This is a genomic window from Streptomyces sp. NBC_00663 (assembly GCF_036226885.1).
Lineage (GTDB): Bacteria > Actinomycetota > Actinomycetes > Streptomycetales > Streptomycetaceae > Streptomyces.
Genome location: NZ_CP109027.1, coordinates 4,687,002 through 4,702,040 on the forward strand (window position 1 = coordinate 4,687,002; position 15,039 = coordinate 4,702,040).

At 69.7% G+C, this 15,039-nt stretch carries 12 protein-coding genes; 7 read left to right on the top strand and 5 right to left on the bottom strand.

From position 1 onward, the window contains the following. Positions 1 to 61: 61 nt before the first annotated feature. Positions 62 to 2,209: a SpoIIE family protein phosphatase gene (locus OG866_RS21390; protein WP_329336934.1), complete on the top strand. Its 2,148-nt coding sequence runs from the start codon at positions 62 to 64 to the stop codon at positions 2,207 to 2,209. Here OG866_RS21390 and OG866_RS21395 read toward each other — a convergent pair. From OG866_RS21395 to OG866_RS21410, 4 genes are all read right to left on the bottom strand, one after another. Then, positions 2,170 to 3,225: an AI-2E family transporter gene (locus tag OG866_RS21395; protein WP_329336936.1), complete on the bottom strand. Its 1,056-nt coding sequence runs from the start codon at positions 3,223 to 3,225 to the stop codon at positions 2,170 to 2,172. The genes OG866_RS21390 and OG866_RS21395 overlap by 40 nt on opposite strands. A 213-nt stretch (positions 3,226 to 3,438) precedes the next feature. Then, positions 3,439 to 4,410: a pirin family protein gene (locus tag OG866_RS21400; protein ID WP_329336938.1), complete on the bottom strand. Its 972-nt coding sequence runs from the start codon at positions 4,408 to 4,410 to the stop codon at positions 3,439 to 3,441. A gap of 115 nt (positions 4,411 to 4,525) precedes the next feature. Continuing rightward, positions 4,526 to 6,466, bottom strand: a complete 1,941-nt coding sequence (locus tag OG866_RS21405; RefSeq protein WP_329336939.1) for a YncE family protein — start codon at positions 6,464 to 6,466, stop codon at positions 4,526 to 4,528. 165 nt (positions 6,467 to 6,631) lie between these two features. Then, positions 6,632 to 7,096, bottom strand: coding sequence for an SseB family protein (locus OG866_RS21410; RefSeq protein WP_059194285.1), 465 nt, complete (start codon positions 7,094 to 7,096; stop codon positions 6,632 to 6,634). 132 nt (positions 7,097 to 7,228) lie between these two features. Here OG866_RS21410 and OG866_RS21415 point away from each other — a divergent pair, with 132 nt between their 5' ends. The 6 genes from OG866_RS21415 (at position 7,229) to OG866_RS21440 (ending at position 13,160) form a co-directional block, all read left to right on the top strand. Continuing rightward, positions 7,229 to 8,029, top strand: a complete 801-nt coding sequence (locus tag OG866_RS21415; protein ID WP_329336940.1) for an intradiol ring-cleavage dioxygenase — start codon at positions 7,229 to 7,231, stop codon at positions 8,027 to 8,029. A gap of 133 nt (positions 8,030 to 8,162) precedes the next feature. Next, on the top strand, positions 8,163 to 9,989 hold the full coding sequence (locus OG866_RS21420) for an acyl-CoA dehydrogenase (RefSeq protein WP_329336941.1): 1,827 nt from the start codon (positions 8,163 to 8,165) through the stop codon (positions 9,987 to 9,989). Positions 9,990 to 10,088: 99 nt separating this feature from the next. Further along, on the top strand, positions 10,089 to 11,384 hold the full coding sequence (locus tag OG866_RS21425) for a M18 family aminopeptidase (RefSeq protein WP_329336942.1): 1,296 nt from the start codon (positions 10,089 to 10,091) through the stop codon (positions 11,382 to 11,384). A 59-nt stretch (positions 11,385 to 11,443) separates the two neighbouring features. Continuing rightward, positions 11,444 to 11,671, top strand: coding sequence for a DUF6458 family protein (locus OG866_RS21430; protein WP_329336944.1), 228 nt, complete (start codon positions 11,444 to 11,446; stop codon positions 11,669 to 11,671). A gap of 175 nt (positions 11,672 to 11,846) precedes the next feature. Then, positions 11,847 to 12,974, top strand: coding sequence for a glycosyltransferase (locus OG866_RS21435; RefSeq protein WP_329336945.1), 1,128 nt, complete (start codon positions 11,847 to 11,849; stop codon positions 12,972 to 12,974). A gap of 21 nt (positions 12,975 to 12,995) precedes the next feature. Further along, complete coding sequence (locus tag OG866_RS21440; RefSeq protein WP_165951232.1) at positions 12,996 to 13,160, top strand: hypothetical protein; 165 nt, start codon at positions 12,996 to 12,998, stop codon at positions 13,158 to 13,160. 13 nt (positions 13,161 to 13,173) lie between these two features. Here the strand turns inward: OG866_RS21440 and OG866_RS21445 are convergent, their stop codons facing one another. Further along, entirely contained in the window at positions 13,174 to 15,012 is a 1,839-nt protein-coding gene (locus tag OG866_RS21445) for a thioredoxin-like domain-containing protein (RefSeq protein WP_329336947.1), read from the bottom strand. Positions 15,013 to 15,039 lie beyond the last annotated feature (27 nt).

Genomic DNA, 15,039 nt, shown 5'->3' on the forward strand with positions numbered 1-15,039 from the left:
GTCGTATGCATGCATGGGCCATCAGTGGCAGGGTGCGATCACCTCTTCTTACAGTGGGGCAATGCGCACTGGTGAGCCCCTGCCCGCCGTGGGGGAGGTACTCGCCGCCCTCGCAACCGGCCTGTGGCACTGGGACACCGCAACGGGCCTGGTCACCGTGGACGCCGAGGCCGCCCGGCTGCTCGGGCTGCGAGCCGAGGCGACCACCCTCACCGAGGTCCAGGCACGCGCCCGGATGCACCCCGTGGACTGGAACGAGATCACCGGCGTGATCCAGCTCGCCGTCGCCGAGGGCACCCTCGCCGAGGTCCGCATCCGGATCATGGACGAGCAGAACCGGGTGATCCGCGTCGTCCGCAGCCGCTCCAAGCCGTCCTACGACCCCGAGCGCCGCGCCTTCGTCCTCATCGGCGCGATGCAGGAGGTCACCGAGCCCTCGCCGACCACCGCGGCGGCCCGCAGCAGCACCGCGGTCACCGGCGACTGGCGCCGCTCCCGCGAGGCGTTCCTGCTGGACGCGGGCCGCGCCCTGGCCGAGGCCCGCTCGACGGAAGAGGTCCTGCGCGTCGCCGCCGGCCTCTCCATGCCCGGCTTCTCCCCCGACGGCCTCGCCGTCTTCGGCGTCGAGGGCGACCGGCTGAAGATCATCGGCCACCACGGCCAGCAGCCCGGCGACGAGGGCCCCTTCTCCCACATGTCCCTGGCGACGGACTACCCGGCGGCGGAAGTGGTCCGCACCGGCCGAGCCGTCTACCTGTCCACCCCCGAGCGCTACCGCGACCGCTACCCCGTCACCTGGCCGCTCGCCGCCCACTTCGGCCGCCAGTCCTGGGCGTTTCTGCCCCTGACCGTCGCCGGCCGCACGATGGGCGCCTGGATGGCGGCCTTCACCTACCCGGTGGCCTTCACCCCCGACGAACGCTCGGTCCTGACCACGGTCGCCCGCATGCTGGCCCAGGCCCTCTCCCGAGCCGAGGCCGCGGAATCCGCCCGCGAACTCACCGACGGCCTCCAGCGCTCCATGCTCCCCAAGCTGGGCCCCGAGATACCGGGCATGAGCGTCGCGGCCCGCTACGTCCCCACCGGCGGCGGCCTCCAGGTCGGCGGCGACTGGTACGACATGATCCCGCTCCCGAACGGCCGCCTGGCCCTCGTCATCGGCGACGTCCAGGGCCACGACGTCCGCGCGGCGGGCCTGATGGGCCAGCTCCGCATAGCCCTGCGCGCCTACGCCTCCGAGGGCCACCGCCCCGACGCGGTCCTCTCCCGCGCCTCCCGCTTCCTGCACGGCATGGCCTACGACGACGACCAGGACCCCGGCGACCTGCGCTTCGCGACCTGCCTCTACGCCGAGGTGGACCCCAAGACCGGCGCCCTCGACATCGCCCGCGCCGGCCACCCCGACCCGGCGATCCGCATGGCCGACGGCACGGTCATGGCCCGCCGCACCGACGGCGGCCTCCCCCTCGGCATCGACCCGGACGCCGACTACCCGACCACCCGGCTCACCCTCGAACCCGGCGAGACGATGATGGTCTGCACCGACGGCCTCCTGGAAACCGGCGGCCACGACCTCGACACCGGCTGGCAGCGGCTCCGCACCATCCTCGAGGCCCACCGGGGCGACGACCTGGAGGCACTCGCCGACGCCCTGGTCCAGGCGGTCCACGGCCCCTCCTCCCACCACACCCCGGGCCCGCTGGCCGACCGCCGCGAGGACGACATAGCGGTCCTGTTGCTGCACCGCGAGGGAGACGGCTGCGGCTGCGGCGACACCGTCCCCGCGCCCCAGGTCCGCCGCACGATGCTCTCGGTGGCCCAGGCGGAACCGGAGCGCGTGGCCGTGGCCCGCGAACAACTGCGCGACCTCCTCCACGACTGGCCCTCCCCGGACCAGATCGACTCCGCGGTCCTGCTCCTCTCCGAGATGCTGACCAACGTCCTCGTCCACACCGACGCCGACGCGCTCCTCCTCGCCGAGATCCACGGCGACGGCCCCGGCACCCGCCGGATGCGCGTCGAGGTCACCGACACCAGCGACGACCTCCCCCACAAACGCCGCCCCGGCGAACTCGCCTCCTCCGGCCGCGGCCTGATGCTCATCGAACTCCTCGCGGACACCTGGGGAGTGGACCCACGGGGCGAGGGCAAGAGCATCTGGTTCGAGCTCTACGAGTCGACGGCGGACGAGTCCTCCACTCCCTCATAACGCTCCCGCAACTCGTGCGCGACCCCGAACGCGGCGGCGGTGAGCGGCACCGCGAGCAGCATCCCGAGAACCCCGGCGACGGACGCCCCCGCCGTGATGGTGACCATGACGACGGCGGGATGCATCTGCACCGTACGGCTCTGGATGACGGGCTGGAGCACATGCCCTTCCAGCACCTGCACGGCAAGCACGACTCCCAGCGCCCACAGCGCGATGACGAACCCACGGTCGGCCAGCGCGACGAGCACCGCGACAGCCCCCGAGACGAAGGCACCGAGATAAGGGATGTAGGCCCCGACGAACACGAGCGCCCCCAGCCCGACGGCCCCCGGAACGTCCAGGATCAACAACCCGACGGTGATGCAGATGGCGTCGATGAGGGCGATCAGAGTGGTCCCCCGCATAAACCCTTCAACACTCTCGAAGGCCCGCCGGGCCATGGCCTCGACGAGATCACCCGACGAGGCGGGGACCAGCGCCCGCAACGCACCGGCGGCCCGATAGGAGTCCCGCAGGAAGAAGAAGACAAGAAAGAGCGCGAGAACAGCCATGGCAAGGGCCTCCCCCACCACACTCACCCCACTGATGACCCCGGAAGCGGCGGTCCCCCCGAACTTCCCGAGCAGGTCCTTGGAGTTGGACGCCAGATCGTCCAGCGAGGTCCCGGCAGCCCCGAAGTGATCCGCGATCCCCTGAGCCGCGTCCTTCAGCGAGGCGACGATCTGATCCCCGGTGTCGATGAGCGCGGCGACGATGATGTACACGGCCCCACCCACCACCCCCACCACGGCCACACAGGTGAGCCCGGCAGCGAGCGCCCGCCCGACCTTGACCTTGATGAGCCACCGATGCAACGGCCCGAGCAACGCGGTCCCGAGCAACGCCAACAACACCGGCACAACAGCGGTCCGCAACTCCGCACACAACCGAATCCCGACGTAGCCAACCCCGGCAACAAGAAGCGCCACGGCACACCAGGCGGCGATGCGGCGGATGGGGAGGGGGAGAAGCTGCATCCCTTCAGCGGACTACAGGCCGACCTCGACGAGACTCCGACACCAGCAGTATCGATGCTTCTCTCAGCCTTTCGGATGAACATCTTTGCTATATACGCGTGTTGCCCTGGAGGTCGGCCTGAATGCGGAGGCACCGAAATAGGACAGGCCCGAAGCCGCAATCCAAGGTTGCGGCTTCGGGCCTCGTCGTAAGTTACCGAGCTCCTCGCGCCTTTACAGGCCGCCCTCCGACATTCCATGCACCGCGGGTATGGTCCCCAGCCGGCCCTTCTGGAAGTCGTCGAACGCCTGCTGGAGTTCCTCACGGGTGTTCATGACGAACGGGCCGTAGTGGGCCATGGGCTCACGGATCGGCTGGCCGCCGAGGATGACGACCTCGAGGTCCGGGGTGTGGGAGTCCTGCTTCTCGTCCGCGCGGACCGTCAGGGACGAGCCCGTGCCGAAGACCGCGGTCTGGCCGAGGTGGACGGGGCGTCGCTCGGCACCCACCGCACCGCGCCCCGCCAGCACGTAGGCAAGGCCGTTGAAGTCCTCACGCCACGGCAGCGTGATCTCCGCGCCCGGCGCCAGCGTCGCGTGGATCATCGTGATCGGGGTGTGGGTGATACCGGGGCCCTGGTGGCCGTCCAGCTCACCGGCGATGACACGGAGCAGCGCGCCGCCGTCGGGTGTGGTCAGCAGCTGGACGTTGCCGCCGCGGATGTCCTGGTACCGCGGCGCCATCATCTTGTCCTTGGCCGGGAGGTTCACCCAGAGCTGGAGTCCGTGGAACAGCCCTCCGGACATGACCAGCGACTCCGGCGGTGCCTCGATGTGCAGGAGGCCCGAGCCGGCGGTCATCCATTGAGTGTCGCCGTTGGTGATGGTGCCGCCCCCACCCTGGCTGTCCTGGTGGTCGAAGATCCCGTCGATGATGTAGGTGACGGTCTCGAAGCCCCGGTGAGGATGCCAGGGAGTCCCCTTCGGTTCGCCGGCGCCGTAGTCCACCTCCCCCATCTGATCCATCATGATGAACGGATCCAGATGCCGGTAATTGATCCCGGCGAACGCACGGCGCACCGGGAAGCCCTCACCCTCGAAGCCGCTGGGTGCGGTCGTCACGGTGAGTACGGGACGGGCCACGGCGTCCGCCGGTGCGGCGACGCGGGGCAGTGTCAGCGGGTTCTCGACGGTCACTGCGGGCATGTCGGTACCTCCTTGGTGCGTCCAGTTTAGTTGAGCATTGAACTTCCTGCCACCCCTAACGGCAGAAGCCCGGAGGGCATTCCCTCCGGGCTCCGCCGCACGGGTGCGCCCCGTGTCAGTTGCTGAAGTACAGGTACTTCCAGGATCCGTACGTCGTCGAGTTCACCGTGTCACCGGACGAGCCGTTGACGTACACCGACCGCATCCGCGCCCGGATGCCCGACTCACCGGGTGCCCCGAGGGATATGGCCGACTTGCCGTTCGTGCCGAGCGGGAAGTACTCCGAGTCCGACGAGTACCAGGTGCCCTGGTAGTAGACCTGGAGGTCGAAGCGCTGCTGACGGCCCGGGTAGTAGGTCATCGTCGTGGTGAGCAGCGGGTCGGTGTTCTTGTGGAACCAGTAGTACGACGTCGAGCCGATCTTCGCCGTCTTGTAGTGCTTGGAGACGGCGGTGGAGATCTTGACCTTGGCGTAGGCCGTGGACTTGACCGTCTTCGGCTTGTAGCGGGCGTCGCCCGAGAAGACCGCGGTGACGGCGGTGTCCCGGGTCATGTCGACCCAGACGGAGAGGTTGCCGTCGGAGTTGACCTTGCCGGTCTTGATGAGCTTCTTGCCCTTGTCGCCGCCGAAGGGGTCGGCGTAGATCGACACCGAGCGGTTCTTGTACGTCGTACCCAGGTGCGCCGTGAACTTGACGTCCTTGCCGTACGAGTACAGCTTGCCGTTGTTGTTCAGGCTGAGCGAGGTCGAGGCGCGGGAGACGTCGACGGAGTCGGAGGCCTTCGCCGCGGTGTGCTCCGCGTCGCCCGCGTAGGCGACCTTGTACGTGACCTTGCCGCCGGCCGGCGGGGTGTCCGTGAAGGAGTAGGTGCCGTCGGACTTCACCGTCACGGCGGCCAGCGCCTTGCCGTTGGGGCTCTCCAGGTCGGTGCGGGTGACCGCGAGCTGCGTGCCCGCCGCGAACGGCACGTTCGCCGTGAGCTTGCCCTTGACCGTGAGCTTCTTGGCGCGGGGCGCGGTCGCGGGCGCGGTGACGGTGAGAGTCGGCACGCTGAGCGCCGGGCCCGTGAACGCCTTCAGGGTGTAGGTGTTGTCCGAGTTGCCGGCCAGGGCGAACACCCGGGAGGAGTCGGGGGCCCAGGTCACCTCGCCCATGCCGACGGTCCCGGCGTCGAAGCGGCGCACCGGCGTGGCGGAGCCCGCCTTGTAGACGTTCACGTGGCGGTCGTAGGCCTGGGCGATCAGGCCGGCCGGGGAGACGTCGGAGGACCAGCCGCTCTCGCTGAGGCCCGCGACCTCGGTGAAGGCGCCGTCGGTGTAGTTCAGCTTCCGGTAGCCGTTCCACAGCACCTGGGAGGCGCCGGGCATGAGGTCGACGTCCAGGGTCCAGCGATCGCTCTCCGTCCTGGCGACCACCTGCGGGGCGGTGCCGGAGACGTCGAGGAGGTTGATCGCGGCCGCGGCGGTGCTGTCGTGGAGGGCGAGGAGACCGGGTGAGGACGGGTCCGCGTCGAGGACGGCCGCGTCGTCGTACGGGGCGACGTCCTGCGGAAACTGTCCGAGGGTCACCGCGGCGGCAGCGTCGGTGGCGACGGGGTCGATGACGCCCAGGTTGCCGTGGAAGGAGCCGTTCTCGTCCGTCGTCCGGTACGAGAACCACAGGCGTCCGCCCGCGAAGCCGGCCTCGCGCGGGTCGACTCCGGTGCCGAGGTCGTAGCGGGTCCTGACCTCCAGGGTGGCCGCGTCGAGGGCCACGATCTCGTGGGTCGTGGGCAGGACGGCGTACAGGGTGAGACCGTCGTCCGAGAGTGCGAGGTCGCTGGGGCGGCCGAAGCCGTCGTTGAGGTCGACCAGGGTGCCGCTGTAGTCGGTGGCCAGGATCCGTCCGTTGTCCTGGTCCGCCACGAAGACGCGCCGCAGCGCGCCGTCCGCGATCAGGCCGACGGGCTGGGTGAGGACGGCCGACGCGGCCGAGGCGGAACCCGCCGCGGTGACGCTCAGGGCGACGGAGCCGAAGAGGACCGCGAGTGCCGTCGCGGTGGATGTGCTGCGCATGCGCACAGGTGTGAACCCCCACAAGAGATCCCGGGGTCGCCGGGAGACTGAGAGCGCCGCGCGGCACCCGGACGCTACGTGGCGTGCGGGGCGCGGCTGCCAAGGGGGAACTCTATGGCATGGCTGTGACAATCAGGTGAGGGTTTTCCTGCCGCCGGGCACCGGTCAGCCGTACATCCGCCGCATCGCGAACTCGACCATCTGCTCGACCGCCTTGGCGTCGAACACCATCCGGTGCTCGCCCTCCATGTCGAGGACGAAGCCGTATCCGGTCGGCAGGAGGTCGATCACCTCGGCGCCGGTGATCACGAAGTACTTGGACTCCTTGCCCGCGTACCGGCGCAGTTCCTTCAGCGAGGTGAACATCGGGATCACCGGCTGCTGGGTGTTGTGGAGGGCGAGGAAGCCGGGGTTGTCGCCGCGTGGGCAGTACACCTTCGACGTGGCGAAGACCTGCTGGAAGTCCTCGGCGGCGAGCTGTCCGGTGGTGAAGGCGCGCACCGCGTCCGCGAGGGACGGCGGGGACGGCTCGGGGTACAGCGGCGGCTGCTGGCCGTACCCGCCCGGCATCTGCTGCTGTGGCGTGGCGTACTGCTGCTGCGTACCCGCGCTCTGGTCGTAGCCGTACATGGGCGCAAGCGTACCGAGCGGGCGGGGTCCGGCGGACGGCTATGGGGCAGCCGCGGGTTTCCCGGAAACCGACAGCCACTCGACAGCCGCTGTCCCCTGGGGTTCGGGGGGCTCCGCTCGTAGCGTCGTCGCATGCGCCGACCTCAGCACGACGAGATCCATGAGCACGTCCATGAGCACGACAGAGGGCTCTCGTACGACCTCCCCGTCCTCGCCCGCCGCCGGATGATCCGGCTGATGGCGGGGGCGAGCCTGGTGCCGCTGGTCGGCTGCTCCGGGGAACACGATTCCGCCGGCTCGGCGTGCGCGACCATCCCGGAGGAGACCGCCGGTCCCTACCCCGGCGACGGTTCCAACGGTGTGAACGTCCTCAAGGAGAGCGGGGTCGTGCGCGGCGACATCCGGAAGAGCTTCGGTGACTCGGCGGGCGGCACCGCCGGGGGCGTGCCGCTGACCGTCACCCTCACCGTCGTGGACGCGGACTCCGGCTGCGGTACGCCGAAGAAGGGGGCCGCCGTGTATCTGTGGCACTGCGACCGTGAGGGCCGCTACTCCCTCTATACGGAGGGGGTCACGGACGAGAACTATCTGCGGGGTGTGCAGGAGACCGACGAGAAGGGCCAGGTCACCTTCACCAGCGTCTTCCCCGGCTGCTACCCGGGCCGCTGGCCGCACATCCACTTCGAGGTCTACGGGGGCCTCGCGGACGCGACCGCCGCGACCGACATCACCAGCACCTCGCAGCTGGCCTTCCCGAAGGACGTCTGCGACACGGTGTACGCCACCGAGGGCTACGCGGCGAGCGTGCGCAATCTCGCCAGCCTCTCCCTGGAGAGCGACAGCATCTTCCGTGACGGGTACGACCGGCAGCTCGCGTCGGTGAAGGGCGGTGTGGGCGCGGGATACACCGCCACTCTCACCCTTCCGGTGTGAACCGTCACAGATGGCCGGATCGGGGTTGCGACTTATTACCGACGGGTAGCATCATCGTATCGAAGCTACTTGTCGGTACGTGAACTAGCGCGAGGATCCAGTGCCTCGCCCGTCTCTCCAGGGAGCCGTCGCCATGGGGCACTACAAGTCGAATCTCCGCGACATCGAGTTCAACCTCTTCGAGGTGCTCGGCCGCGACAAGCTGTACGGCACGGGTCCCTTCGAGGAGATGGACGTCGAGACCGCGAAGAGCATCCTCGACGAGCTGACCCGGCTCGCGGAGAACGAGCTGGCGGAGTCCTTCGCGGACGCCGACCGCAACCCGCCGGTCTTCGACCCGGAGACCAACACCGCGCCGGTCCCCGCGTCCTTCAAGAAGAGCTACAAGGCCTTCATGGACTCCGAGTACTGGCGTCTGGGCCTGCCCGAGGGCATCGGCGGCACGGTCGCCCCGCCCTCGCTGATCTGGTCGTACGCGGAGCTGATCCTCGGCGCCAACCCGGCCGTGTGGATGTACTCCTCCGGCCCGGCGTTCGCCGGGATCCTCTACGACGAGGGCAACGACGTACAGAAGAAGATCGCCCAGATCGCCGTGGAGCGGACCTGGGGTTCGACCATGGTGCTCACCGAGCCTGACGCCGGTTCGGACGTCGGCGCCGGCCGCACCAAGGCCGTGCAGCAGGAGGACGGCTCCTGGCACATCGAGGGCGTCAAGCGCTTCATCACCTCCGGTGAGCACGACATGGAGGAGAACATCCTTCACTACGTGCTCGCGCGTCCCGAGGGTGCCGGTCCGGGCACCAAGGGCCTGTCCCTCTTCCTCGTCCCGAAGTACCTCTTCGACTTCGAGACCGGCGAGCTGGGCGAGCGCAACGGCGTCTACGCCACCAACGTCGAGCACAAGATGGGCCTGAAGGCCTCCAACACCTGCGAGATGACCTTCGGCGACCAGCACCCCGCCAAGGGCTGGCTGATCGGCGACAAGCACGACGGCATCCGCCAGATGTTCCGGATCATCGAGTTCGCCCGCATGATGGTCGGCACGAAGGCCATCTCGACGCTGTCGACCGGCTACCTGAACGCGCTGGAGTACGCCAAGGAGCGCGTCCAGGGTTCCGACCTCGCCGCCTTCGGTGACAAGGCCGCGCCCAAGGTCACCATCACGCACCACCCGGACGTGCGCCGCTCGCTGATGACGCAGAAGGCGTACGCGGAGGGCATGCGCGCGCTCGTCCTCTACACCGCCTCGATCCAGGACGCGATCGCCGTCAAGGAGGCCGCGGGCGAGGACACCAAGGCCGAGCACGCGCTGAACGACCTGCTGCTGCCGATCGTGAAGGGCTACGGCTCCGAGAAGGGCTACGAGCAGCTCGCCCAGTCGCTTCAGACCTTCGGCGGCTCCGGCTTCCTCCAGGAGTACCCGATCGAGCAGTACATCCGGGACGCCAAGATCGACACCCTGTACGAGGGCACGACCGCGATCCAGGGCCAGGACTTCTTCTTCCGGAAGATTGTCCGCAACCAGGGCGCGGCCCTGAACAGCCTCGCCGAGGACATCAAGAAGTTCCTGGCGCTCGGCACCGGCGGCGAGGAGCTCTCCGCCGCCCGTGAGCACCTCGCCAAGGCCGCCGTCGAGCTGGAGGCCATCGTCGGCCTGATGCTGACCGACCTCGCGGCCACCGAGCAGGACGTCAAGAACATCTACAAGGTCGGCCTCAACACGACCCGGCTGCTGCTCGCCTCCGGTGACGTGGTCGTCGGCTACCTGCTCCTCAAGGGCGCCGCGGTCGCGGCCGAGAAGCTGGAGACCGCCTCCGCGAAGGACAAGGCCTTCTACACAGGCAAGATCGCGGCGGCGAAGTTCTTCGCGGCCAACGTCCTGCCGGGTGTCACGGGTGCACGCAAGCTCGCCCAGGGCGTCGAGCTCGACCTGATGGAACTGGACGAGGCCGCGTTCTAGGACACATCAGCACAGCTCTCCCGAGGGCCCGCTTCCATCGCCGGGAGCGGGCCCTCGTACGTCGTCTAGGTGAACCTCTTCGTCGTTAAGGTGAACCCCATGAGCGAACCCCCCCGCTTCGACCGCGGCCACACCGACGACCTCATGTCCTTCCTGGCGGCCAGCCCCTCGCCGTACCACGCCGTGGCGAACGCCGCCGAGCGGCTGGAGAAGGCAGGGTTCAGGCAGGTCGCCGAGACGGACGCCTGGGAGGGGACGAGCGGCGGCAAGTACGTGCTGCGCGGTGGCGCGATCGTGGCCTGGTACGTCCCCGAGGGCGCCGAGGCGCACACGCCGTTCCGCGTCGTCGGCGCGCACACCGACTCCCCCAACCTGCGGGTCAAGCCGCTGCCCGACGCCGGGGCGCACGGCTGGCGGCAGGTGGCGGTGGAGATCTACGGCGGACCGCTGCTGAACTCCTGGCTCGACCGTGACCTGGGCCTGGCGGGCCGGCTGACCCTGCGGGACGGTTCGACGCGGCTGGTGAACGTGGGCCGGCCGCTGCTGCGGGTCCCGCAGCTCGCCATCCACCTGGACCGCTCGGTGTCGGCGGAGGGTCTCAAGCTCGACAAGCAGCGGCATCTACAGCCCATCTGGGGGCTCGGCGACGACGTCCGCGAGGGCGATCTGATCGCGTTCCTGGAGGAGGAGGAAGGGCTCGGCGCGGGCGAGGTGACCGGCTGGGACCTGATGGTCCACTCCGTCGAACCGCCCGCCTACCTGGGCCGTGACCAGGAGCTGGTGGCCGGTCCGCGCATGGACAACCTGCTGTCCGTGCACGCCGGGGTGGCCGCGCTGACCGCGGTCGCGGCCGGCCCGGACCTCGGCTACATCCCCGTACTCGCCGCCTTCGACCACGAGGAGAACGGCTCGCAGTCCGACACCGGTGCGGACGGGCCGCTGCTCGGCAGCGTGCTGGAGCGTTCGGTGTTCGCGCGCGGAGGGTCGTACGAGGACCGGGCCAGAGCGTTCGCGGGCACCATCTGCCTTTCCTCCGACACGGGCCACGCGGTCCACCCCAACTACGCCGAGCGCCACGACCCCACGCACCATCCGCGCGTCAACGGCGGCCCGATCCTCAAGGTCAACGTCAACAACCGGTACGCGACGGACGGTTCGGGGCGCGCGGTGTTCGCCGCCGCCTGTGAGAAGGCGGACGTGCCGTTCCAGTCCTTCGTCTCCAACAACTCCATGCCGTGCGGCACGACCATCGGCCCGATCACCGCGGCCCGGCACGGCATCAAGACGGTCGACATCGGGGTGGCCATCCTGTCGATGCACAGCGCGCGCGAGCTGTGCGGCGCGGACGACCCGCATCTGCTGGCCAACGCGCTGGTGGCGTTTCTGGAGGGATAGTTTCCGCACGCCTGGTTACCCGCCCCTGACGGAAACTTCATGCAGGGGAGGCGACACTCATGGGCCTCGGCGGATGCATCATCCTCATCGCCGCGGGAGCCATCCTCACGTTCGCGACCGACTGGGACATGCAGGGGGTCAACCTCGATCTGGTCGGGATCATCCTGATGATCGTCGGACTGATCGGGGTCAGCACCTTCAGCAGCATCGCGCGGCGCAGGCGGGTCGTGGTGCCGCCCACCACGCCGGTCATCGACGAAGAGGGGCGTCAGCGCAGGGATTTCTGACAGCTCGTCACCAATTGGACTCACAGGAAATATCCAGACAACCGTGAGCAGTCCGTTACACCGGACTGCTTGTCGGCTTGTATGGGTTTCGTGAAGACTTGTGAGGACTTGGAGGCCCGGGGGGTGAGTGGTACCGGGCCTCTTCCTCACAAGACTTCGCACCAGGGGGCCCGCCGTGCTCGACCTCGCGGCGCCCAGCGGTCGCCACGCGGCCCGCCGCGCCCACGCGGCCCCCGAGGAGCCGTCGACGCGCCCCCGGCTCGCCGTCCTGATCCCGGCGCACAACGAGGCCGACCGCATCGGCGCCGCCATCGACGGCCTGCGCGACCAGACCCGGCGGCCCGACCTCGTCGTCGTGGTCTGCGACAACTGCACCGACGACACCGCCGAGATCGCAGTCGCGCACGGCGCCCAGGTGTTCCACACCCAGGGCAACACCCACAAGAAGGCCGGCGCCCTCAACCAGGCCATCGCCTGGATGCTGCCCCACCTCGACGACCGTGACCTGCTGCTGGTCCAGGACGCCGACACCGTCCTCGACCCCTCGTTCGCCCAGACCGCCCTCGCCACCTTCAACCGCAAGGTCGGCGCCATCGGCGGGGTCTTCTACGGCGAGGAGGGCGGCGGACTCCTCGGTCTGCTCCAGCGCATGGAGTTCCACCGCTACGCCTGGGAACTGGAGCGCACCGGCGGCAAGGCCCAGGTGCTCACCGGCACCGGCACCATGTTCCGTGCCCGGGTGCTGCGCGAGGTGCGGGCGGCCCGCCGCGCCGGGGTGATCGGCGGCGGCAGCGGCTACTACAGCCTCGCCTCGCTCACCGAGGACGACGAGATGACCAAGGCCGTCAAGACCCTCGGCTACCGGGCCATGTCCCCGGCCGGCTGCGCGGTCACCACCGAGGTCATGCCGACGCTGGGCAAGCTCTGGCACCAGCGGCTGCGCTGGCAGCGCGGCGCCCTGGAGAACCTGCGCGACTACGGCTGGACCAAGGTCACCGCCCGCTACTTCGCCCAGCAGTTCCTGATGGGCTTCGGCGCGCTGTCGTTCCTCGTCTACCTCGTCTACATGGCCACGTTCACCACGCTGTACGGCTGGCCGGGCTTCTCCCCGTTCTGGACGGGGATCGGCCTGATCTTCGTCGTCGAGAAGACGGTCTCCGTACGGCGGGCCGGCCCGAGGGCCGTCCTGGTCGCGGCGCTGATGGTTCCGGAGATGCTCTACGACCTCTTCCAGCACGCCGTCTACTTCACCTCGCTGTGGGGCATGTTGCGCCGCAGCGAGGAGAAGTGGGTCGCCACATGATCCCCAACTAGGAGAAGCACGATGTACGGACGAGTGATCGGCGCGGGCACCACCGGTGCCGGAGGCGCCACCCTGGCCGCGACCGGCCTGTGGATGAACAGCATGGCCCTGGTCGTCACGGCCACCACCCTGGCGGCCGCGGGCGTGGCGCTGTACAAGCTGGCCCCGCGCCCGCGTCGCCGATAGTGGCCTTATCGGCCTACTGGTCGCTCTGGTCGGGGTCCATCCCGGCCAGCACCAGGGGCAGCCGGTCCGCCCCGCCCTCGACGAGGCGGACCGGAACTCCCCAGTCCTGCTGGTGGACATGGCAGGCGGGGTATTCGTTGGCCGGGTCGTCGTCGCAGGACGCGGCCATCGCGGAGACGTGCAACACGCCCTCCCCTACGGCCGGATCGAGGCGCAGGACGCGGGAGAGGTCGGTGCCCGCGCCCTCACCCACGCCGTCGAGCAGCAGCTCGGGCGGGGTCGATGAGACCAGCAGCCGGGTGGACGGCCCGTACCGGCTGTCGAGCTTCTGCCCGGCCGGCGCCTGGAAGACGACGTCCAACCGGAGCTCACCGGGGGCCACTTCGGTGGCCGCGCGCTGGGTGCGATGAGCGACGGAGGCCACCTTCACGGCCTCCTCCGGCAGCCGCAGCCGGGTCAGCCGGTGCCGGGCGGACTCCACGACCACGATGTCGTCACCGACGAGCACGGCGTCGCTGGGTTCGCGCAGATCGGTGGCGAGGGTGGTGACCTCGCCGGTCGCCGGGTCGAAGCGGCGCAGGGCGTGGTTGTAGGTGTCGCTGACGGCGACCGAGCCGTCGGGGAGCGCGGTGACGCCCAGCGGATGCTGGAAGAGGGCCTGTTCGGCGGCGCCGTCGCGGTGGCCGAAGTCGAAGAGGCCGGTTCCCACGGCGGTGTGGACGGTGCCGTCGAGGTCGACCCAGCGCAGGGCGGACGTCTCGGAGTCGGCGAGCCACAGCCGGTCCGGGGTGGCGGCGAGCCCGGAGGGCTGGGCGAACCAGGCCTCGGGAGCGGGCCCGTCGACCAGACCCTCGTTGGTGGTACCGGCGGCGACGGACACCGTGCCGCCGTCCGGGTCGTACGTCCACAGCTGGTGGACGCCGGCCATGGCGATCCACACCTTGCCGTTCCACCACGCCACGTCCCAGGGGGAGGACAGGTTCACCTCGCGGGCCGGGCCCGAGGTGGCGTCGCCCTGCATCCACTGATCGCCGGTGCCGGCGAGCGTCGTCGTCCGGCCCGACTCCGGGTCGTAGCGCCGCAGGGCGTGGTTCACCGTGTCGGCGACCACCACGGAGCCGTCCGGCAGCAGCGCCAGCCCCTGCGGCTCGTTGAAGGAGGCCGCGTCGGCGGAACCGTCCTCGAAGCCACGCCGCCCGGACCCGATCCGGCGCACGGCCTTCTCCCCGTCCGCCGCCAGCTCGACGAGCTGATGCCGGGTGGTGTCACTGACGAGGAAGTTCCCGGAGGGCAGCAACACCGCCTTCCCCGGGAACCGCAGCACGGTCGGCTCGGGCTCCGGCGCCACGTACGGCCCGTCCCCGCGCCGCAGCGTCCCCTTCGCCTCGTGCTCCGCCTCCAGCTCGGTCACCAGCCGCTCGATGGCGTGCACATGCCCCTCACCGGCGTGCTGCGCGACGACGTACCCCTCCGGGTCGATCACGACGAGCGTCGGCCAGGCCCGCACCGCGTACTGCTTCCAGGTGGCCAGCTCGGGATCGTCGAGCACCGGATGCTCCACCCCGTACCGCTCCACGGCGTCCACGACCGCCGCATGCTCGGCCTCGTGCACGAACTTCGGCGAGTGCACCCCGATGACGACGACGGTGTCGCGGTGCTTGTGCTCCAGGGCGCGGAGTTCGTCGAGGACATGGAGGCAGTTGATGCAACAGAACGTCCAGAAATCGAGAATGACGATGCGTCCCCGCAGGTCGGCGAGGCTGTACTGCTTCTCGCCGGTGTTCAGCCAGCCGCCCTTGCCGACCAGCTCGGGGGCCCGGACACGTACGCGGCGGGGTGCGGAGTCGCTCATGGATCAAGGGTGCCACCCGGCACCGAC

Bases quoted from the DNA above. Each gene is read 5' to 3' on its own strand.
- OG866_RS21440 (WP_165951232.1), top strand. From the start codon at position 12,996: ATGTACGGACGAGTGATCGGCGCGGGCACCACCGGTGCCGGAGGCGCC.
- OG866_RS21420 (WP_329336941.1), top strand. From the start codon at position 8,163: ATGGGGCACTACAAGTCGAATCTCCGCGACATCGAGTTCAACCTCTTC.
- OG866_RS21410 (WP_059194285.1), bottom strand. From the start codon at position 7,096: ATGTACGGCTACGACCAGAGCGCGGGTACGCAGCAGCAGTACGCCACG.
- OG866_RS21445 (WP_329336947.1), bottom strand. From the start codon at position 15,012: ATGAGCGACTCCGCACCCCGCCGCGTACGTGTCCGGGCCCCCGAGCTG.
- OG866_RS21400 (WP_329336938.1), bottom strand. From the start codon at position 4,410: ATGCCCGCAGTGACCGTCGAGAACCCGCTGACACTGCCCCGCGTCGCC.
- OG866_RS21415 (WP_329336940.1), top strand. From the start codon at position 7,229: ATGCGCCGACCTCAGCACGACGAGATCCATGAGCACGTCCATGAGCAC.
- OG866_RS21390 (WP_329336934.1), top strand. From the start codon at position 62: ATGCGCACTGGTGAGCCCCTGCCCGCCGTGGGGGAGGTACTCGCCGCC.
- OG866_RS21430 (WP_329336944.1), top strand. From the start codon at position 11,444: ATGGGCCTCGGCGGATGCATCATCCTCATCGCCGCGGGAGCCATCCTC.
- OG866_RS21395 (WP_329336936.1), bottom strand. From the start codon at position 3,225: ATGCAGCTTCTCCCCCTCCCCATCCGCCGCATCGCCGCCTGGTGTGCC.
- OG866_RS21405 (WP_329336939.1), bottom strand. From the start codon at position 6,466: ATGCGCAGCACATCCACCGCGACGGCACTCGCGGTCCTCTTCGGCTCC.
- OG866_RS21425 (WP_329336942.1), top strand. From the start codon at position 10,089: ATGAGCGAACCCCCCCGCTTCGACCGCGGCCACACCGACGACCTCATG.